This is a genomic window from Albirhodobacter sp. R86504 (genome assembly GCF_042466415.1).
Lineage (GTDB): Bacteria > Pseudomonadota > Alphaproteobacteria > Rhodobacterales > Rhodobacteraceae > Albirhodobacter.
On sequence record NZ_JAXHCH010000002.1, the window covers coordinates 1,755,742 to 1,775,870 of the forward strand.

Annotated in this window: 17 protein-coding genes; 4 read left to right on the forward strand and 13 right to left on the reverse strand. The window is 58.9% G+C overall.

Annotation, left to right across the window (positions count from 1 at the left end; all coding sequences use genetic code 11):
* Window positions 1-265: 265 nt before the first annotated feature.
* From ccoP to ccoN, 4 genes are read right to left on the reverse strand one after another with little or no spacing between them, the layout of a single operon-like run.
* Window positions 266-1,138: a cytochrome-c oxidase, cbb3-type subunit III gene (gene ccoP / locus SJY32_RS10385; protein WP_376874586.1), complete on the reverse strand. Its 873-nt coding sequence runs from the start codon at window positions 1,136-1,138 to the stop codon at window positions 266-268.
* Window positions 1,135-1,356, reverse strand: coding sequence for a cbb3-type cytochrome oxidase subunit 3 (locus SJY32_RS10390; RefSeq protein WP_376874589.1), 222 nt, complete (start codon window positions 1,354-1,356; stop codon window positions 1,135-1,137). Before SJY32_RS10390 ends, ccoP begins: the two co-directional genes overlap by 4 nt.
* Window positions 1,357-1,366: 10 nt before the next feature.
* Window positions 1,367-2,092 carry a cytochrome-c oxidase, cbb3-type subunit II gene (ccoO, locus tag SJY32_RS10395; RefSeq protein WP_376874592.1) on the reverse strand — a complete coding sequence of 242 codons (726 nt, stop codon included), beginning with the start codon at window positions 2,090-2,092 and terminating at the stop codon, window positions 1,367-1,369.
* 12 nt (window positions 2,093-2,104) lie between these two features.
* Window positions 2,105-3,700, reverse strand: coding sequence for a cytochrome-c oxidase, cbb3-type subunit I (gene ccoN, locus SJY32_RS10400; protein ID WP_376874595.1), 1,596 nt, complete (start codon window positions 3,698-3,700; stop codon window positions 2,105-2,107).
* A 265-nt stretch (window positions 3,701-3,965) separates the two neighbouring features.
* Here ccoN and SJY32_RS10405 point away from each other — a divergent pair, with 265 nt between their 5' ends.
* Window positions 3,966-4,820 carry a universal stress protein gene (locus SJY32_RS10405; protein WP_376874598.1) on the forward strand — a complete coding sequence of 285 codons (855 nt, stop codon included), beginning with the start codon at window positions 3,966-3,968 and terminating at the stop codon, window positions 4,818-4,820.
* A gap of 66 nt (window positions 4,821-4,886) precedes the next feature.
* On the opposite strand, the gene fnrL is transcribed toward SJY32_RS10405, so the two are convergent.
* Window positions 4,887-5,633, reverse strand: a complete 747-nt coding sequence (gene fnrL / locus SJY32_RS10410; RefSeq protein ID WP_376874601.1) for a transcriptional regulator FnrL — start codon at window positions 5,631-5,633, stop codon at window positions 4,887-4,889.
* 136 nt (window positions 5,634-5,769) lie between these two features.
* On the opposite strand from fnrL, the gene hemN reads away from it, so the two are divergent.
* A complete protein-coding gene (hemN, locus tag SJY32_RS10415; RefSeq protein WP_376874604.1) occupies window positions 5,770-7,125 on the forward strand; it encodes an oxygen-independent coproporphyrinogen III oxidase in 1,356 nt (451 codons plus the stop codon).
* A gap of 33 nt (window positions 7,126-7,158) precedes the next feature.
* On the opposite strand, the gene SJY32_RS10420 is transcribed toward hemN, so the two are convergent.
* From SJY32_RS10420 to SJY32_RS10445, 6 genes are all read right to left on the reverse strand, one after another.
* Window positions 7,159-8,379 carry a glycosyltransferase gene (locus SJY32_RS10420; protein ID WP_376874607.1) on the reverse strand — a complete coding sequence of 407 codons (1,221 nt, stop codon included), beginning with the start codon at window positions 8,377-8,379 and terminating at the stop codon, window positions 7,159-7,161.
* Window positions 8,376-10,016 carry an ABC transporter ATP-binding protein gene (locus SJY32_RS10425; protein ID WP_376874610.1) on the reverse strand — a complete coding sequence of 547 codons (1,641 nt, stop codon included), beginning with the start codon at window positions 10,014-10,016 and terminating at the stop codon, window positions 8,376-8,378. Before SJY32_RS10425 ends, SJY32_RS10420 begins: the two co-directional genes overlap by 4 nt.
* A 5-nt stretch (window positions 10,017-10,021) precedes the next feature.
* Window positions 10,022-11,140, reverse strand: a complete 1,119-nt coding sequence (locus SJY32_RS10430; protein ID WP_376874613.1) for an ABC transporter permease — start codon at window positions 11,138-11,140, stop codon at window positions 10,022-10,024.
* Window positions 11,140-12,291 (reverse strand): microcin C ABC transporter permease YejB, encoded by a 1,152-nt coding sequence (locus SJY32_RS10435; RefSeq protein ID WP_376874616.1) that lies wholly within the window; start codon window positions 12,289-12,291, stop codon window positions 11,140-11,142. The genes SJY32_RS10430 and SJY32_RS10435 overlap by 1 nt, the downstream gene beginning before the upstream one ends.
* 52 nt (window positions 12,292-12,343) lie before the next feature.
* Entirely contained in the window at window positions 12,344-14,281 is a 1,938-nt protein-coding gene (locus SJY32_RS10440) for an extracellular solute-binding protein (RefSeq protein ID WP_376874619.1), read from the reverse strand.
* A 193-nt stretch (window positions 14,282-14,474) separates the two neighbouring features.
* Entirely contained in the window at window positions 14,475-15,008 is a 534-nt protein-coding gene (locus SJY32_RS10445; protein ID WP_376874622.1) for a c-type cytochrome, read from the reverse strand.
* Between the two features lie 288 nt (window positions 15,009-15,296).
* Between SJY32_RS10445 and SJY32_RS10450 the strand changes: the two genes are divergently transcribed.
* Window positions 15,297-16,175: a prephenate dehydratase gene (locus tag SJY32_RS10450; RefSeq protein ID WP_376874625.1), complete on the forward strand. Its 879-nt coding sequence runs from the start codon at window positions 15,297-15,299 to the stop codon at window positions 16,173-16,175.
* A gap of 18 nt (window positions 16,176-16,193) precedes the next feature.
* On the opposite strand, the gene SJY32_RS10455 is transcribed toward SJY32_RS10450, so the two are convergent.
* Window positions 16,194-16,658 (reverse strand): SRPBCC family protein, encoded by a 465-nt coding sequence (locus SJY32_RS10455; RefSeq protein ID WP_376874628.1) that lies wholly within the window; start codon window positions 16,656-16,658, stop codon window positions 16,194-16,196.
* A 66-nt stretch (window positions 16,659-16,724) separates the two neighbouring features.
* Complete coding sequence (nudC, locus tag SJY32_RS10460; RefSeq protein ID WP_376874631.1) at window positions 16,725-17,786, reverse strand: NAD(+) diphosphatase; 1,062 nt, start codon at window positions 17,784-17,786, stop codon at window positions 16,725-16,727.
* Between the two features lie 378 nt (window positions 17,787-18,164).
* On the opposite strand from nudC, the gene SJY32_RS10465 reads away from it, so the two are divergent.
* The gene (locus SJY32_RS10465; RefSeq protein WP_376874634.1) at window positions 18,165-20,114 is read left to right on the forward strand and encodes a bifunctional 2',3'-cyclic-nucleotide 2'-phosphodiesterase/3'-nucleotidase; all 1,950 of its coding nucleotides are present in this window, start codon (window positions 18,165-18,167) and stop codon (window positions 20,112-20,114) included.
* Window positions 20,115-20,129 lie beyond the last annotated feature (15 nt).

The following is a 20,129-nucleotide window of genomic DNA, read 5'->3' on the forward strand; positions in this document are numbered from 1 at the left end:
CTTCTAGGGGCGAACCATCCATGCGCCGCTCACGTCTCGGGGCGGCACCATTGACACCAGTCCTAACGTGCCTTGATGGGGCCGACATTGACATGCGTCAAAGCGCCTGCCCCTAACGAAATACTCCCAGCTCCGCATATCCGCGGAACTGGGATGTTTAAGAAAGCACCGGCGCGCCCGAGACACGCGCGAACAGGACAAGGGGGCCGGTGCTCTCACCGCAGACCAAGTGACCTGCGGATCTCTCGTTTCGGGTGAGGCGAGGTTACTCGCCGCCGCCGCTGCTGTGGATGTAGCTTGCCACGGCGCGGATTTGCGCTTCCGTGAGGCGCTCTTTCCAGCCTGGCATAACCCCGTACCGCGCGTTGTTCACGGTTTCGGTGAGGGTCTGGGTGTCTCCACCGTAAAGCCAGATCGCATCCGTCAGGTTGGGCGCGCCCAATTCGCGGATCCCGGTTCCATCGTCGGCATGGCACGAGGCGCAGTTTTCCTCGAACACCGTCGCGCCTGCGAGCGCGAGATCGGCGTCATGGTCCTGACCTGAAATCTGCTGCACGAATTGCACGACCTGCGCGATTTGATCTTTCTCCAGCAACTCATCGCGACCAAAGGCAGGCATTTCCGACAGTCGCGCATCCTCATACTCGGTATTGCGAATCCCGTGGGTGATCGTGAGGTGAATATCCTCGATCGACCCGCCCCAGAGCCAGTCATCGTCAATCAGGTTCGGATAGCCGAGGCCCGCATTGCCCTGCGCTCCCGCGCCGTGACATTGCGCGCACCATGTCTCGAACACGGATTCTCCGGCATTTCGCGCGTAATCGCTGAGCTCCGGATCTTGCGCGATATCGGTCAATTCCACCGATGCGAGCTTGGCCTCGATCGGGCCATTGGCCTCGTTATAACGCGCAATCTCCGCCGCCACATCGGCCCGCGTCGATTTCCCCAAAACGCCCGGCGTTGCGCCGTTGATCAAGGGCCAAGCCGGCATCGCGATCGAATAGGCAACACCCCAGACCACACAGGCATAGAACGTCCAGAGCCACCAACGCGGCAATGGGTTGTTGAGCTCTTTGATGCCGTCCCATTCATGGCCGGTGGTCGAAGGCTGCTTTTTCTCGATTGGTTTCTTGCTCATCGCGAAGCCTCCTGACGGCTATGGCCCTCATCGGTGCGCGCAGCGGATGCGCCGCGCGGGGCGGGTTTGTCTTCATGGCGGAAGGGAATGCTCGCGACATCCTCATGCACTTTGCGCACACCCGGACGGAACACCCAAAGGATCACGAACACGAAGACGCAAAACAACGATAGAAGCGCCCAGCTATCCGCGAATTCGCGCAAGATATGATAGTCCATCTCGCCCTCCTTACCGGCTTGCCAAGGGCTGGAAGGTCGAGAAGTCGACCATCGTCCCAAGGACTTGGAGATAAGAGATCAGAGCATCCATCTCGGTAATCCCGGGCTTCATATCGTAGTTCGACACTTTCGCCCCCGGATAGCGCTCAACCAAGCCGTCGTAATCGCTGTTAGGATCGGCCTGCGCTTTGAAGTCGGCCTGCGCCAACTCGATCATCTCCGATGTATAAGGCACACCGACCATCGCGTTGGCTTTGAGTGAGTCCTCAATGAACTCGCCCTCAATGCGCGTATCCGACAAGAACCCGTATTTTGGCATCACCGATTCCGGCACAACCGATTGCGGGTCCGTCAGGTGATCGACATGCCAAGCATCCGAATAGCGCCCGCCGACCCGCGCCAGATCCGGCCCCGTGCGTTTGGACCCCCATTGGAACGGGTGGTCATACATGGATTCCGCCGCGAGCGAATAATGGCCGTAACGTTCCACCTCGTCGCGCATCGGCCGGATCATCTGGCTGTGGCAGTTGTAGCAACCCTCACGGATGTAGATCTCGCGCCCCTTCAGTTCGAGAGGGGTGTAAGGGCGCATGCCCTCCACCTTCTCGATGGTGCTTTCCAGATAGAAAAGCGGCACGATTTCCACGATCCCGCCGATGGTAACGACAAGGAAAGACCCAATCAGAAGCAGGGAGGCGTTCTTTTCAATAACGCCGTGTTTGTCGAGAAGACCCATATTCGTCTCTCCTTATTCGGCGGGCACTGCGGCGCCAACAACTGCGTCTCGCGGCTGTTTGGCGACAGTGGCCCAGAGGTTGTAGCACATGATGATCGCACCCAAGAGGAACATCGCCCCGCCCAGTCCGCGCGCAACATACATCGGGAATTTCGCGCTCACCGTGTCTGCAAAGGCGTTCACGAGGAACCCGTTCGCATCGACTTCGCGCCACATCAGGCCTTCCATGATGCCCGATACCCACATCGATGCGGCGTAGAGAACAATCCCGATCGTCGCGAGCCAGAAGTGCCAGGATACCAACTTGAGGGAGTAAAGGCCCTCACGGTTCCACAACTTTGGCGTCAGGAAATAGAGCGCCCCGAAGGTGATCATACCGTTCCAACCCAACGCGCCGGAGTGCACGTGTCCGATCGTCCAGTCAGTGTAATGCGAGAGCGAATTCACGGCCTTGATCGACATCATCGGGCCCTCGAATGTGGACATCCCGTAGAAGCCGACAGACACAACCATCATCCGGATCACCGGATCAGTGCGCAGCTTGTCCCATGCCCCCGACAAGGTCATCAGACCGTTGATCATCCCGCCCCATGACGGCATCCACAAGATCACCGAGAACACCATGCCAAGCGTTGTCGCCCAATCTGGCAGCGCAGTATAATGCAAGTGGTGCGGACCAGCCCAGATATAGAGGAAGATCAGCGCCCAGAAGTGCACGATGGACAGCTTGTAGGAATAGACCGGACGCTCCGCCTGTTTGGGGATGAAGTAATACATCATCCCGAGGAAACCGGCCGTCAGGAAGAAGCCAACCGCATTGTGGCCGTACCACCATTGGGTCATCGCATCCTGGACGCCGCCCGTAACCTGAACAGAAACCGAGCCGAAGACCGACACAGGGATCGCGAGATTGTTGACCACGTGGAGCATCGCGATTGTGACGATGAACGAGAGGTAGAACCAGTTGGCCACATAGATATGGGGCTCTTTACGGCGCAAGATTGTGCACATGAAGACGATCAGGAACGCAACCCAGACAATCGTAATCCAGATGTCGATATACCAAACCGTTTCGGCGTATTCCTTGCCCTGCGTTCCGCCCAAGATATAGGACGAGGCCGCGAGAACGATCATCAACTGCCAACCCCAGAACACGAACCAGCCGAGGTTGCCGCCGAACAAGCGCGCCGCCGAGGTGCGCTGCACGACATAAAACGCCGACATGATAAGCGCGTTACCACCGAAGGCGAAGATCACCGCCGAAGTGTGCAAAGGCCGCAAGCGCCCAAAGTTCAAAATGCCCTGCGCCCATTCGGGGTTCAGCTGCGGGAACGCAAGCTGAAACGCGATAAAGACCCCCACGAGGAAGCCCACAACGCCCCAAAAGCACGTGGCGATCACGCCCGCGCGCACCACACTATCGAAATATTCGGTTTCAGGGGCATAGCGTTTCACCCCCATATTGCGCAGCACATAAATGAACGTCACGGTCGCCGCGATGGCGACCTCGATTGCGTTCACTTGATACGCGAGATCCCGTGCATAATTGGCTGCAATGGCGGCGAAAATCGTCACCAAGCCAAGCACGATCAGCTTAAAATAATCCATTCTGCGTCCCTTCGTCTTACCCGTCCCAAGTCATCCGTCGCCTTGTTGCACGACACGACTCATCGGGCGGGAATTTGTTCGCCTGCGTTGCTTGTCCACGACTCGCGCGGCGCACGCATTGATCTGCATCAAGTAAATGTGAGTGCTGCACACCGCGACACCACAGCGCAGCCCGCGGCGGCAAACGCATTTGATCCGCATCAAAGCGCGAGCGGGTGACAGGGCATAGTGTGAGTATAATTTCCATGCTGAAAGGGTCGAACAAATGAATTACAAAACCGTTATGACCGTCCTCACCCGCCCTGCCTATATCGAGGCGGATCTGGCGCCCGCGATTGCCGCCGCGCAAGATCAAGACGCGCATCTTGACGTTCTGTGCCTCGGGCTGGATCTGGTTCAAACCGGCTATTATTTCTCGGGTGCCAGTGCGGCTCTTTATCAAGAAGGTCGCGCGTTGGCCGAGGAAGATGCGCGTAAATTGCAAGAAGCTGCCAAGGCTGCGTTGTCCGAGGCGGAAGCACAGGGCGTCAAGCTTCGTTGGAGCACCGAGCAAGCCGTCGCGCAGCTTGGCTCCGTTGGCGCCCTCATCGGGCAACGGGCGCGATTTGCCGATCTCGTCGTTGCCTCGTCGCCTTATGGCGAGGATTGTGGATCGGCGGAGGAAGCCATTGTCGAGGCTGCGTTGTTTGACGCGAGAACATCTGTTTTGCTCGCACCGAAGGGCCAAGCGTTAACCCTTGCGCCGCGTCGCGTAGTGGTGGCGTGGAACCAAAGCAACGAAGCCCTTTGCGCCATCCGCAAGGCGTTGCCTGTTCTTAAATGCGCAGAGCGCGTTGATATCACGGTGATTGATCCGCCATCGCACGGGCCCGAGCGTTCGGATCCGGGCGGGCAGCTGGCGCAATGGCTTGCGCGTCACGGAGTGAATTGCGAAATTTCAGTTCTGGCCAAGACGCTCCCGCGCGCCGTGGACGTTTTGCAACGCCACCTGACCGATACGAAGACGGATATGTTGGTGATGGGCGCTTACGGGCAGTCCCGCCTGCGCGAGGCGATCTTGGGCGGCACCACACGCAACATGCTGGAAAGCGCAACTACCCCTGTCTTCATGGCCCATTGATCGTCGTGCTTTTTCTTGCGCCAGACACTCTGGCGCAAGATGAACCGAAGGGCGGCTACGGCGCGATCAAGTCAGATAACCGCCATCAGAATCGTCACCCGCCTCGGAGGCGAGCAGATCCATATCAGGCACGATGATCTGGCGTTTGCCGACAAGCTCGATCACCCCGTCCCGTTTCAGGGCGGATACCTGACGCGACACAGTTTCAAGCGTCAGACCGAGGTAATCCGCCATCGCTTCACGCGTGAGCGGAAGTTCAAATGTCATTCTGCCACGCGCCGTTTGCAGCTTCACCGAAGCATCCCGCCGCGCGATGATAAGCAACAGCGATGCGATTTTCTCACGCGCGGTTTTACGCCCCAAAAGCAACATCCATTCGCGCGCCGCATCCAGCTCGTCCAAGGTCATCTCCAACAAACGCTGCGCGACATGCGGCGTTTTAACCATCATTTCTTCAAATGGTTTGCGGCGGAAACAGCACATCACGATATCTGTCGTAGCCGTCACATTATAGGCCGCCGTCTCGCGCCCCGGGCGCCCGACGAAATCTGACGGCAGCAACAATCCCACCATCTGTGTGCGGCCATCTTCGAGCGTTTGCGTCAAAGTCGCGATGCCTGACACAACAGAGGCCACAAAATCCATCTTGTCGCCCGACCAGGCAATCGTCTGTCCGGCCTCAAAACTCCGGTAATACTTAATCTGCTCAAGGACTTCGAGCTCATCCGCTTCGCACCGCGCGCAAACAGCACGGTGCCGGATAGGACACTCGCCACATTCGGGCGAATGCGTCTGGGGAACTTGAAGCGTCATCGTTTCAACTCACGTTTACCGAAAATTACAAATCCAACCCGCCGCGGCAATCGATCGGGCCTAAGTCTGTCGCAACCCGTGCTTGATTTGATTTGCATCAAAGAAAAGCCTCGCTGGCGTCCCTAACGATACGCCTATGAAACATGAATCACAACTCGCACGCTTGGGACTTTTTGACGCAAAAGTTCCACGCTACACCAGCTACCCGACCTCGCCGCATTTCAACAAGGATGTGGCGCCGTCCGATTTTGCCGATTGGATCTCGCAGGTGCCCGAAGGTGGCGAGATTTCGCTGTATTTGCATGTTCCATTTTGCCGCAGGCTCTGCTGGTTCTGCGCTTGCCGGACGCAGGGCACGCAATCGTCCGATCCCGTCCGCGCCTATGCGGATGTTTTGCTAGCGGAACTCAAACTCCTCAAATCGCGCCTCGCTCGCGGGGTGACTCTCTCGCGTTTGCATTGGGGCGGCGGCACGCCGACCTTGATGCCCGCCGATATGATGCGCCGGATTGCGCAGGCCGTGTTCGACGCCGTGCCTTTGGGCGAGGGCGCAGAGTTCTCGGTGGAGATTGACCCGAACGAGATCGACGCCCCTCGGCTTGATGCGCTGGCCGAGTTTGGCATGAACCGCGCGTCGATCGGCGTGCAGGATTTCGACCCGAAAATTCAGGCCGTCATCGGGCGCGAGCAAAGCTTTGAAGTCACACAAAAAGCCGTGGATATGATCCGCGCGCGCAACGTGCAAAGCCTGAATGCGGATATCCTCTACGGGCTGCCGCACCAAGATCACGCCACCATCACGCGGAGCGTCGAGCAACTCCTCGCCCTCGCGCCCGACCGCGTCGCACTCTACGGATACGCGCATGTGCCGTGGATGGCGCGGCGTCAGGTGATGATCCCGTCCGAGCATCTCCCCACGCCGCAAGAGCGCCTCGCGTTGTTCGAAACCGCGCGCGATTTGTTCACGGCCGCAGGCCATGTCGAGATCGGGATCGACCATTTTGCCCTGCCGTCCGACGGGCTCGCGCGCGCGCAAAGAGCGGGGAAGTTAAGGCGGAATTTTCAGGGCTACACCGACGATCAGGCAACCGCCCTGATTGGTCTGGGCGCCTCATCCATTTCAAAATTCCCGCAAGGCTACGCGCAAAACAATCCTGCGACCGGCGCCTATACCGCCGCAATTCAATCGGGTGGCTTCGCAACCGCGCGCGGACATCGCTTTAGCACCGATGACAAGCTGCGCGCGCGATTGATCGAGGCGCTGATGTGCGATTTCAAAATCGATCGCTCTGAAATCCTCAGCAATTTTGACATCGCACCAAAAGATCTGCATGGCATGCTAAGCGAGGCCGCCGTCAAATTCACAGGTGCCCTCGCCCTCACGCCACAAGGGGTGGAGATCCCCCTCGCGGCGCGCGCCCTCACACGTGTGATCGCGCGATCCTTTGACGCGTATGATCTGTCAAAGGCCGGTCATTCCTCCGCGATCTAAGGTGAACGCTGAAGCCGCCCTCCTCCGGCGGCTTCAGCCACTTACAGCCGATTCCACAAACTCAACCAAACGCGGCAAACAGATCGATTTCAGATCATAGCCGTCGACGATGGTTTGGCGCGCATTTTTCCGCATGCTTTCATAAGCTTGCGGATTAGCAAGCGCGTCTATCATCGCATCCGCGAGGGCTGCATGATTGAAGAAATCAACCAATTTGCCATTTTCCCCGTCGACAATCATCTCTCGGACCGGCGCCGTATCAGACGCGACCACAACCGCGCCCGCCGCCATGCTTTCCATCAAAGACCATGACAACACGAACGGATATGTCAGATAACAATGACAGCGCGAGACCTGTAGCAAGGCGGTAAATGTGCTGTAGGGCACGCGGCCCAAGAAATGCAGCCGTGACATATCGAGGCGGCTTTCGACCTCATCTAGGAAAATCTGTTTCCAGCTTCCCTGGGCGGGCGCAGGACCGTAGCTCTGCCCCTCCTCACCGACAATGACCACATGTGCCTTCGGGCGCGCGGCCATCACCGCAGGAAGCGCCCGCATAAAACTGTGATACCCGCGATAGGGTTCCAAAGACCGGTTCACGAAGGTCAAAACCTCGTCGCCCGGTTTGAAAACCAAGTCCCCGCCCAAGAGGGATAGGCGTGCGTCGGGATCAGGCGCCATGACATCCGTATCGACACCATCAAAAATGACCGAGATCTTGCTGCGCAATTCCGGCGGGAATGTATCGGCTTGAAACTGCGTGGGCGACACACCTGCATCCGCCTGTATCATGGCCTGCATCAGATGCGCCGACCGTGCGACCGTCGAGAGCTTCGGGCCTAAGCCTTCGCGACGAAACTCGGGATCGAAATCGGTATCCAACCCTTCGGACCGGTACATCAGCTCGGCATACACCAACAGCTTCGCCTCGGGCCAGACCTCTTTGAGGTACAGCGTCTCACCCCAACCCGAATGGCCAAAAATCACATCTGGGACGTAATTATATTTGTCCCGCAATTGCTTGGCTGCGAGCGCAGCTTTCAGACCGCGCTCCGAAACTTCCGCATAGAGCTTCGTCAGAGGAGAAGACAGCGTGACGGGCTCGGGCTTGCGATATTTCACGACCTCAACCGGCGAGGCGCGTTTGTTCGTCTCCGCCGTGAGCGCCATAACCTGATGCCCGCGATCCCGTAGGGCGGGTGCCAGATGCGGAAACTGGCCGGGGAAGTTCTGATGAACGAACAGGATCTTCATTGAGGGCTGGCGGACACCGCCGGAGTTGACGCCTCATCCCCCATCGCAGCCGCCATCAGAGCGCGCGTATAGTCGGTTTTGGGCGCATCGAAAATCTGCGCCGTCGGACCAGCTTCAACGATATCACCTGATTTCATGACCATCACGTGATGCGCAAGCGCCCGCACCACGCGCAAATCATGCGAGATGAAGAGGTAGGTGAGGCCATGTTTCTTCTGCAAATCGCGCAACAAATCGACGATCTGCACCTGCACCGTCATATCGAGCGCGGATGTCGGCTCATCCAAAACCATTACGCGAGGCCGCAAGATCATCGCCCGTGCGATTGCGATCCGCTGACGCTGTCCGCCGGAAAACTCATGCGGGTAGCGCGTCATCATCGCGGGATCAAGGCCGACTTCTCGCATAATCTCGGCCACCATATCGTGTTGTGACCGGCCCTTTTCGACGCCGTGAACCGTCAAGCCTTCGGCAATGATTTGTTCGATCGTCATCCGTGGCGATAGCGAGCCGAACGGATCTTGGAACACGATCTGCATATCGCGCCGCAAAGCGCGCAGGCGCGCCGCAGGCCATGTCGCGATGTTCTCGCCCAGATAATTGATCGGGCCTTCCGACGCGATAAGGCGCATGATTGCCAAGGCAAGGGTTGTCTTCCCCGAGCCAGATTCCCCGACGATCCCAAGGGTTTCGCCCTCGCGCACGGTCAGCGTTGCCGCGTTCACCGCCTTGATATGCCCGACCGTTTGGCGCAACAAACCCCGCTGAATAGGGAACCAGACGCGCAAATCCCGCGTGGATACGATTTCTTTCGCCCCCAACGGCGCGGCCTCGGCGATGCCTTTCGGTTCCGCCGCAAGCAGCATTTTGGTGTAGGGATGTTGCGGATTGGTGAAGATATCCTCAACCTTGCCCTGCTCTACGATCTCGCCGTGCTGCATCACGCAGACACGGTCCGCGATGCGGCGTACCACGCCCAGATCGTGGCTGATAAACATCAGCGACATCGACTCTGTCCGCTTCAACTCGGCCAGCAATTCCAAAATCTGCGCCTGAATGGTCACGTCTAGCGCCGTCGTCGGCTCGTCGGCAACGAGAAGCTCCGGCCCGTTCGCCAGCGCCATCGCGATCATCACGCGTTGCCTTTGGCCGCCGGAAAGCTGGTGCGGGTAACTTTGTAGACGCCCCTCGGGATCGGGTATCCCAACCTTTTGCAGCAATTCAATCACGCGTGCTTTCGCCTGCGCCCCCCGCAACCCCTGATGAAGCGCCAAGCTCTCTGTGATCTGCTTTTCGATCGTATGCAGAGGGTTAAGAGAGGTCATCGGCTCTTGAAAAATGAAGCTGATATCATTGCCGCGCACTTTGCGCAGCAAGGCCGCATCCGCGCCGACCATCTCCTGCTCGCGGTATTTGACCGATCCCTCCAGCACAGCATTCGCCCCCAAGAGAGCAACCGTCGAGAGCGCCGTGACCGATTTTCCCGATCCCGATTCCCCCACAATCGCAAGCGTCTCGCCGCGCAAAATCTGGAAGCTAACCCCCTTCACCGCAGGCGTCAGCCGCCCCTCGGAACGGAACCCGATCTTGAGGTCGCGCACATCAAGCAAAACATTGGAAGCAGAAATCTGTGTCATACGGCTCACTTAAAGATTTTGCGCGGATCGAAGGCGTCGCGGATGCCCTCAAAGATAAACAACAGGAGCGACAGCATGGTCGCGAAGGTTGCAAAGGCGGTGAAGGCGAGCCACGGCGCCTGCAGGTTCTGCTTGGCTTGCAAGGTCAATTCCCCCAACGACGGTGCCGAACTCGGGAGCCCGAAGCCAAGGAAATCGAGCGACGCCAACATCGAAATCGCGCCGGTGGTCACGAATGGCAGCATCGTCAACGTCGCCACCATCGCATTTGGCAAGATGTGCCGGAACATGATCACCCTGTCCGAAACACCAAGCGCACGGGCCGCGCGCACATATTCAAAGTTGCGCGCGCGCAGGAATTCCGCGCGCACGACCCCTGTCAAGGCAGGCCACCCAAACAAGATCGCGACCAAAACCAAGAGCCAGAAGGACCGCCCCAAAATCGCGAAGAGGATGATGATCACGTAGAGCGACGGCGTCGAGGACCAGATTTCCAACATCCGCTGAAAAATCAGATCAGTGCGCCCGCCGAAATAGCCCTGCACCGCGCCAGCAGCGATCCCGATGACCGACGAGACGCCCGTGACGATCAGCGCAAAGAAGATCGACAGGCGGAAGCCGTAGATGACCCGCGCCAACACGTCGCGGGCGGTGTCATCCGTGCCAAGCCAATGATCGCCGTCAGGGGCGGATGGTGCGGCGCCTACGTTGTTGATCGTTCGGTAATGGTAGGGAATCGGCGGCCACACCATCCAGCCCGCCTCGACCGCCTCACCCTCAACGGTGCCAGTTGCCTCAACCTCGGCGATGACCGCCTCAGGATCATCCTCGCACAGTTCCGAGCCGCCCGACCGGATGAAACATTGCACAACCTCATCGCGGTAGACGGCTTCGGTTCGCATGAAGCCGCCGAAGGTCTCCTCCGAGTAGAACCGCATCACGGGCGAATAAAGGTCGCCGCGATACGAGACGAGGATCGGTTTGTCATTGGCGAGGAGTTCGGCAAAGAGCGACACCCCAAAGAGCACGCAGAACAAAATAAGCGACCAGAATGACCGGCGGTTCCCGCGGAAATTCGCCCAACGGCGTTTGTTCAACGGTGAGAGTTCAGGCAGGAGTTTCATCAACCAGCCCTCTTTTCAAAATCAATCCGCGGATCGACGAACACATACATCAAATCTGACAAGATCCCGACTAGCAGAGAAATCAGCCCGAACACATAAAGCGTGCCGAAGATGATCGGATAATCGCGGTTCACAGCGGCCTCATAGCCCATCCGCCCCAACCCATCGAGCGAGAACACAGTCTCGATCAGGATCGACCCGCCCATAAACACACCCAAAAACAAGGCCGGGAAACCCGCGATGACGATCAGCATCGCATTGCGGAACACATGCCCATAGAGCACGCGTCCCTCCGTCAGCCCCTTCGCCCGTGCGGTCATCACATATTGCTTGGTAATCTCGTCAAGGAACGAGTTTTTTGTCAGCAAAGTCAGTGTCGCAAAGCTTGCGATTGTATAGGCAGCAACCGGCAGCACGATATGCCACAGGTAATCCAGCGCCTTTTCCATCGGGGACATACTCGCGAACCCGTCCGAGACCAGGCCAGATAGCGGGAAAATCTGCCAATACGAGCCACCGGCAAACAAGACCAACAACAAGATCGCCACGAGGAAAGATGGGATCGCATAGGCCGCAATGATCGCCGCCGAGGTCCACGCATCAAAGGCGGACCCGTGATGCACAGCTTTGCGGATCCCCAACGGAATTGAGATCAGATACGCAAGCAAAGTCGACCACAAACCCAGCGTGATCGACACTGGCATTTTCTCGAGCACCAGATCGACAACGGTTTTCGTTGGATTGAAGAAAGAGGAGCCGAAATCAAACCGCGCGTAATTGCCGAGCATAATCAAAAACCGCTCCGGCGCGGAAATCTGCTGTTTTTCGCAATCGGTGGGGTTCGGCGTGCCGTCATAACCGTCCGCGCAAACTAGGCGTGCAAACCCCATTTGCACCTCAAGTGCGGCGAGCTTTTCAGGCGGCAGGCCGCGCGCGCCGAGATAGCCGCCCTCCCCGCCCGCATCCTGCGACTGCCCCGCATCACCGCCGCCTGCGATGTTTTTGAAGGCATCGCCTTCGCCCTCGATACGCGCCATAATCTGTTCGATCGGCCCGCCGGGGACAAATTGCGTCAGTGCAAAATTCACGATTAAAATTCCCAAAAGCGTGGGAATAATCAAAAGCAATCGCCGCAGGATATAGGCGCCCATTCGTTCCGCTCTCTCCAACCGTTTACCGGCTTTTTCCGAGCCCCTCGCGCGTTTACAGCGCGCCTTGGGCCTTTAGTTTCTCTGCTTTTTCGGCGTTATACCACCAGAAATCCAACTCGCCCAGAGCATAGGGCGGCAGGGTTTCGGGATGCTCGAACATATCGTAATAGGCGACGTTGTGTGTCGGCGCATACCATTGCGGCACCCAGAAATGCAAAGATCGAAGCGCCCGATCCAGAACCCGCGCCGCAAGTTCCATCTGTGCGCGCGTCTCCGCTTGCACGACATTTTCGATGAGCGCATCAATTGCCGGATTGGCGACGCCCATCGCGTTGAAAACATCGTCGATCGCGCCTGATCCGAAGTATTGCTCCAGATCCGAGCCGGTGATCGCATCCTGACCCAAATGCGATGTCAGCAGATCGAAATCAAAGCTACGGCGGCGGGACTCGTATTGCACATCGTCAACGCGGGAGTTGCGCGCATCAATCCCCACCGCGCGCATATTCTCGACGTAAGGATTGAGCACCTTGTCGAAGGTCTGGCTATCGTTGAGAATTTCGACCCGCAGCACCTCGCCGTTGGCATTTCGACGCATACCGTCGTCGCCCACGATCCAACCGGCCTGCGTGAGCAATTCGCCCGCTGCTCGTAAAGTCTTGCGGTCCATCTGCCGCGCGCCCGCCACATAGGGTTCCACCGCCTCAGCCTCAAGAATTCCCTCGGGCAGATCGGCGGCCACGGGCTCGAGCAAGGCGCGCTCCTCCGCGGTTGGCACGCCCTTTGCAGCCATTGGAGAAAGATCCCAGAACGAGGTCACGCGCGCATAGAGCCCGTAAAACAGCGTCTCATTCGTCCACTCGAAGTTAAACAGCATCCCCAACGCTTCGCGCGTCCGGATATCCGCAAACTGCGGCCGCCGCAGGTTGATCACAAAGCACTGACCCGAAGGAATCCCGCCGCGCGGCAATTGCCGCTTAACGACATGCCCTTTTTGCACCGCCGGAAAATCGTAGCTATTTGCCCAAATCGATGAGGAGGCCTCAGAGCGGAAAGTGTAATTCCCCGCCTTGAAACCCTCAAACGCTGTTTGGTAATCGGCAAAATAGGTCAGGCTGATACGATCAAAATTATTGCGCCCGACATTGAGTGGCAGATCCGCCCCCCAATAGGCGTCGTTCCGCCGCCAAACCAGTTTGCGCCCATCAGTCGCACGTTCCAACATGTAGGGCCCCGAACCGAGGAAGGGCGCGTCGATGGGCTTTTCAAGGTCAATACCCCGCGTCTCGAAATCCGCCTGCGAGAAGATGGGAATACCGCCAACCGTCTGAATCAAATCGCGGCGCGGGTAGCCGTCGACGAAGGTGAACTTCACCCGACGCGCGTCCAATGCCTCGGCAGAGGCGACTTGTTTGGCGATGACGACTTGGAAAGAGGACAACCCTTTAAGGCGCAATTGATCATAGGAGAAGGCAACGTCTTGTGCCGTGACTGGGCTGCCGTCCGAGAATTTTGCCTCCGCGCGCAGGGTGAAAATCACCCAATCGCGTGAGGGCGGGTAGTCAAGGCGCTCCGCGAGCAGGCAGTAGGACGCGCCGATCTCGTCGGACGTCCCCGCCAACAATGTCTCCAACGGCAATGTCGCAAGCGCCGCCGCGCGCCCGGCCACGGTGAACGGGTTGAACGTATCAAAACCGCCCGGCAACCATTCGCCAATCTCGCCCCCTTTGGGGGCTTGGGGGTTCACGTAATCAAGGTGTTTGAAATCGGGCCCGTATTTGAGATCGCCGAAGGTCGAGATTCCGTGCGAAGGGTTTGGCGCATCCGCTGGCATTGCGTCAACACTCCCAGCCTCTTGCGCAAAAGCGTGCCCGCCGATCGCCCCTGACAGCCCTACAGAGGCCGCCGTCATCCCCATGAACCGCAGCATTTCGCGTCTCGAATAGCCTTGCGCAATGATCTGGGGGGTGGGCGGCGAGCGATGCGTCATGGGAACCTCCGATAAAGTTCCTTGTAAGCTAGCTGGTGCTGTGCCGAGCGCAAGCAGCAAACCTGTGAGAACATCGTGAGCAGAGGGGATCTGGCGAAGCTGTGATCATGAGAACAGCCGCCCGTTCCCCAAAGCGGCGCAACGAAAAACGCCGCGCTTTTCGGCGCGGCGTTCACATCAACTGGTCTGGAGCTTAGGGCGTCACAGATTCGAGATAAGCGATCAGATCGACGCGATCTTGCGTCTTCGGCAGGCCCGCGAAGGCCATTTTGGTGCCCGGCACCGCTTCTTTTGGTTTCAGCAGGAAGTCGTTGAGGTGCTCAGGTGTCCACTCGCCGCCGATCTCGGCCATCGCGCTGGAGTAGTTGAACCCGTCAACGCCGCCACGTGCGCGGTTGAAGACGCCGTCAAGATGCGGGCCAGTGCCGTTCGATCCATCAAGTTTGTGACAAGCTTTGCATTTGCCAAAGACCTTCTCGCCCGCGGCCGCATCGCCCAGCGCGAAATCGATGATTTCTTCTTCCTCAGGCTCGCCCGAATCCGATGCCGCTGCCGCCAGCAAATCGCCAGGCGCGGAGGTATCGACTTCGCCCTCGGCCAATTCATGCGTTCCGTGCCCGCCACCCACGGTAAACAGCGCCGAAGCCGCCCAAGAGGTAAGCAGGAAGAACAAGAATGCCCCCAGAACGGCGCCTGCGACTTTGGTGATGGTCATCGTGTTGAACATGGTTCTTCCCTGAGATAGCGGAATTGGGTTGCGGGCATCTATCCGTTTCAGCACCCTGATTTCAAGATGAGAATGCGCGATAACGTTGCGATTTACGCGGATCGTAAGTGAAAAATGCAACAAAGGTCTACTGAAATTGCGAGCTTGCGCGGATAGGTCGCGCCCAAAGGCCGCAGGGCGCTCCAAATACTTTGCGGCACCCTCCCGCCGCAAAGCCGCTTTTCCCCGCGCAGATCAAGGTATAGGACGAGGCAACAGTTTAGCGCAGCACCAGCTGGAGGATACGCGATGCCCGCCAACACGCCCCAAATCGAACGTCAGACACCAGGCAAAGGCAAGATCGCGTTTCAAGGCGAGCTCGGCGCCTATTCGCACCAAGCCTGCCGCGACGCCCGCCCCGGCATGGAGGTAATCCCCTGCCGCACGTTTGAAGATGCGATTGAGGCGGTCAAGTCTGGTGCGGCCGAAATGGCTTGCCTCCCTGTCGAGAACTCTACCTACGGGCGCGTGGCCGATATTCACCACCTTCTACCCGAGAGCGGGCTTAAGATCATCGACGAGCATTTTGTGCGTGTGCACATCAACCTCCTCGCCGTGCGCGGCACAAAGCTGGCCGATGTAAAAGCGGCTATGAGCCACACTGTTTTGCTCGGTCAATGTCGCGGGTTCTTGCAAGAGCACGGGCTGGAGCGGATCACCGGCGCGGATACGGCGGGCTCGGCGCAGATCGTTGCGCAAGACGGCAACCCCGCCGTCGCGGCACTTGCCTCCGAACTCGCGGGCGAAATCTACGGGCTCGACGTCTTGGCGCGCCATATTGAGGACCGTCAGGATAATACGACCCGTTTCCTCATCATGCAGCCCGAGGCCGATATGCGGCCGCGCGCCGATAAGATGATGACGACATTCGTGTTCCGCGTGCGCAACATTCCGGCGGCGCTTTACAAAGGCTTGGGCGGATTTGCGACGAACGGCGTGAACATGACCAAACTCGAAAGCTACATGGTCGGCGGCACTTTCACCGCCACGCAATTCTACGCCGATATTGAGGGCCACCCGCAAGATGCGAATGTCGCCCTCGCCCTAGAGGAACTCGGCTATTTCACCGATTATCTCGAAATTCTGGGCGTGTACCCTGCCGATCCGCGCCGCGGCGAGCCATCCTGAGCGGCCGCGCGCAACCGGTTAGCTCCGGGCTGCGAACGCGGTGATCGCATCGGCGAAGGCCTTGATCCGCTTGTCATATTTTTTGTTGAGCGACGTCTTCCCGAGCTTCGCGGATTGAATCATCAGCCGCGCGCCCAAGCTGCGCGGGGCGATTGACGTGACAATTTTCATGCGCGTTTTCATCGGCGTAACTTCCGTCAACACGACGTTCGCCTCGATTTCGAACGAGGAGGAGACACCGGAAAATGCCAGCGTGTCCGGGCGCGTGAACTCCACCAGATCGACGATCAACTCGCGGCGTTTTCCCCGCATCTTAAAGCTGATGTCCCACGACAGGCCGACACCGGCCTGCGTCAAATTATCCAGCCGTTTAACATCGATCTTACGACCGCGGGCGATGGTTTCGATCTGGTTGAAATCCGACAGGATATCGAAGGCGCGCTCAATCGGGGCGAGGATGTCTTGCTGGGAAGAAAACTGCATCGGGTCAGGCTCCGTAGACTGGGAATTGGCCTCGCTTGCGCGGGAAAAGCGGCGGTGTAATGGCGTTTATGCGCCGCAATCCGGCGCGTCCGCAAGCCATTGACGTAGTAAATACCCCGCAATGGCGCCGTTGCGTGGCGCGGTGATCTTCGGGTGAAGCCCCGCGAAAACATCCGCCAACTCCTCCCGCGTCATCCAGATCGCATCCTCAATCTCGACGGGATCAATCGTAATCTCTTGGCTGACAGCCTCCGCGCGCATCCCGAGCATCAAAGACGCGGGGAACGGCCACGGCTGGGACGCCACATACCGCACAGCATCGACGAAAATTCCGGTTTCCTCGAGCACCTCGCGCGCGACCGCCGCCTCCACCGTCTCGCCTGGTTCAACAAACCCTGCGAGGCAGGAATACATGCCCTCAGGCCAAGCCGGTGACCGCCCAAGCAGCACGGAGTTTCCGCGCGTCACCAGCATGATCACCACAGGGTCCGTGCGTGGGAAATGCGCCGTTCCGCAATGCCCGCAGCTACGACGCCATCCGGCATCGGCGATGTCGCTTTGCGTGCCACAAGCCGCACAAAACCGGTGCGAGACATGCCAGAGCGCGAGTGCGCGCGCCGTGGCCAACCGCTCCCCCCACCGCGGATCGAGCGCGCCCAAATGGCTGCGCATCTCGACAAACCGCGCGGATGGTGCGGCGGGATGAACGGTCTCGGAGGGATCAAGAAACACCTCCGTCGCAGGCGCACCCGATTCCGGTTCCCAAGTTGAGATATCAACCGCGAACCAATGTTCGCGCGCGGCCTGCGACGTATCCTCGCCCCCGTCCGGCGCGCAATGGCCGAGGTAAATCGGCGCGCTGCCTTGCCCGAAAATCGCGTGATCATGCGAAAAGTCGCAGGGCGCACCGTCGTCGCCGATCAAGACACGCCCGCGCCAAATCGGAAACACGCGCCCATGCTCCAATGCCTCTGCCAAGGCATCCGCATCGCCGCGCACATGCGCCGCGCGGTCAAGATAGACGCGCGCGCCCGCGACTGTGTTGCCCGGCGAAGGCTGATCCTGAGAACTCTGCGGTGAGCGGCGGGCGTCTGTGTCGGAGAGGCGATCAAAGGCAAAACGAGGCATTCAAATCTTATCCATTCTATAGGCGCGCCGATCTTTCGCACGCGGCGCTTGGCGTAGTCTTAGCAAAGCCCCGCCCCCTTCCACAACGCTTGTCACAATTGGCCGTTGGGGAGGCGCCGCGCGCAACCCCTTGCGGCGGAAATGTCACATATTTACGAAAGATGATGGCTCGCTAGACACGGAATCTATCCGTTAAAAGCGTTATTTCATGCGGCTTGCGGGCGAGTGGGCCCTTAGCGTTGCGCGCCAGATCACACCTTGGCAACCCAAAGTTGTATTTATGTTGCAGCACTTTCATATTCGTGGATTATCAGGGTTAGCTGCGCAGGGCATCTTGGCCTTGCCGTCCAAAATACCAAAATCCGGAGAACGGACCCGTTGCCCATCAAACCCCAAAACGAGATTGAACAAAGCCGGATGCGGCTGCGTATTCTCACCACGGGGGATCTTCATGCCCACCTCAACACGCATGATTATTATGGCACCTCCCCCGACCAGATGCGCGGCCTGACGCGCGTCGCGAGTTTGATCAAAGAAGCGCGCCGCGAGACGCCCAACACACTGCTCTTTGACAATGGGGATTTGCTTCAGGGCGATGTGATTGGTGATGTGATCGCGCGCGCATGGCAAAATCGCGCGGCGAGCCAACCGCAATCACCTGAGGACTCTCAAGCATGGCCCGCGGGACGGCCAAACCCCGTCATGGCCGCGTTCAACGCGCTTGAATATGACGCGGCGACGCTAGGAAATCATGATTTCAATTTCGGGCTGCCGTATTTGCACGATGTCTTGGCAGGTGCAAATCATCCGGTCGTGACGGCCAATCTCGTCGTGGAGCTCGGCAGCACGCCGCTGCATGATACGCATCTTCTTCCGCCTTACTTGATTCTGAATCGCGATCTGCTGGACAGTCACGGCAACACACATCCCCTTAAAATTGGCGTCATCGGCGTTTTGCCGCCACAGACCGTGGCATGGGATCACAAGCATCTGGCGGGCAAGGTCGTTGCGCGCGGGGTGACGGAAACGGTTCGCGCCTTTTTGCCGCGAATGCGCGAAGACGGCGCCGATTTCATCGTTGTTCTCGCGCACACCGGCTTTGTTGAAGATGCCGCGGGTGATAGCCCGTATGCCGAACAAGCCGCCCTTGCCCTCGCGCAGATCGAGGGTATTGATTTGTTGGTGGCCGGCCACACGCATCACGCCTTCCCGAGCCACGACCTACCGCGACATGACGATATTGATCCCATGCGCGGCACCGTTGCGGGAACGCCGACGGTGATGGCGGGACTGTATGGCTCGCATTTGGGCGTTGCGGATTTTGACTTGGTGCGCGCTTGCGGTCGCTGGCAGGTGGCTACGACGCACACGCAGGCTTGGCCAGTGTCTGAACGCGGGCCAGACAGACAGACGCGTGCGCTGGTGGCCGATGATCCCGCCATCGGCGCGATTATCGCGCCCGCGCACGCGGCGACACTCGCCCATCTCGCGCAGATTGTCGGCTCGACCGCACAAGGGTTGCACAGCTATTTCTCATTCCTTCGCGCGGATCCCTGCCTGCAAATCGTCGCGGATGCGCAAAGCCGGCATATCCGCCAAGTGCTGGCAGGCACCGAGCATGAGGGCCTGCCCATTCTTTCGGCGGTCGCCCCCTTCCGCATCGGTGGTCGGTCAGGGCCAGAAGCCTTCATCGATATCCCCGCAGGCCCGCTGACGGTTGCCGACGTCGCCAATCTATACCTGTATCCCAATTTTTGCTGCGCGATGCGGGTGACTGGCGCGCAGATCGCGGAATGGCTGGAGCTTTCGGCTGGCGTGTTCCAGCAAATCGCACCGGGTCAGCGGGACCAGTTGCTGATCGACGAAACGCAGCCAAGCTACAATTTCGACGTGATCTACGGGCTAACCTACGAGATCGACCTCACATCCGCAGCGCGGTATCATACCGGTGGCCGCCTCGCAGCGCCCCTCTCTCGCCGGATCAGGAACATCCGCCTAGATGGCAAGCCGCTTTTGGCCGAGCAACCCCTTATCATCGCGACGAATGATTACCGCGCATCGGGCGCTTTCGCCGTCGCGGGCGCGACGCGCGACGCGGCGGTCTACAGCTCCACTCTTGATAGCCGAGAGCTGCTAAGAGAGCTTTTGTCCGAGAGCCGCCCGTTTGCCCCCCCGCTCTCCCCGTGTGGCGGTTCGCGCCCATGCCGGTGCAAACAGGCGCAGTCTTGCGCACCGGACCTCGGGCGCGTGATCACCTCATTGAGATCGCAGAATTCTCACCGACGCCTCTCGGGATCGACGATGACGGCTTTTTGCGGCTGGGTCTGACGCTATAATCCGCCA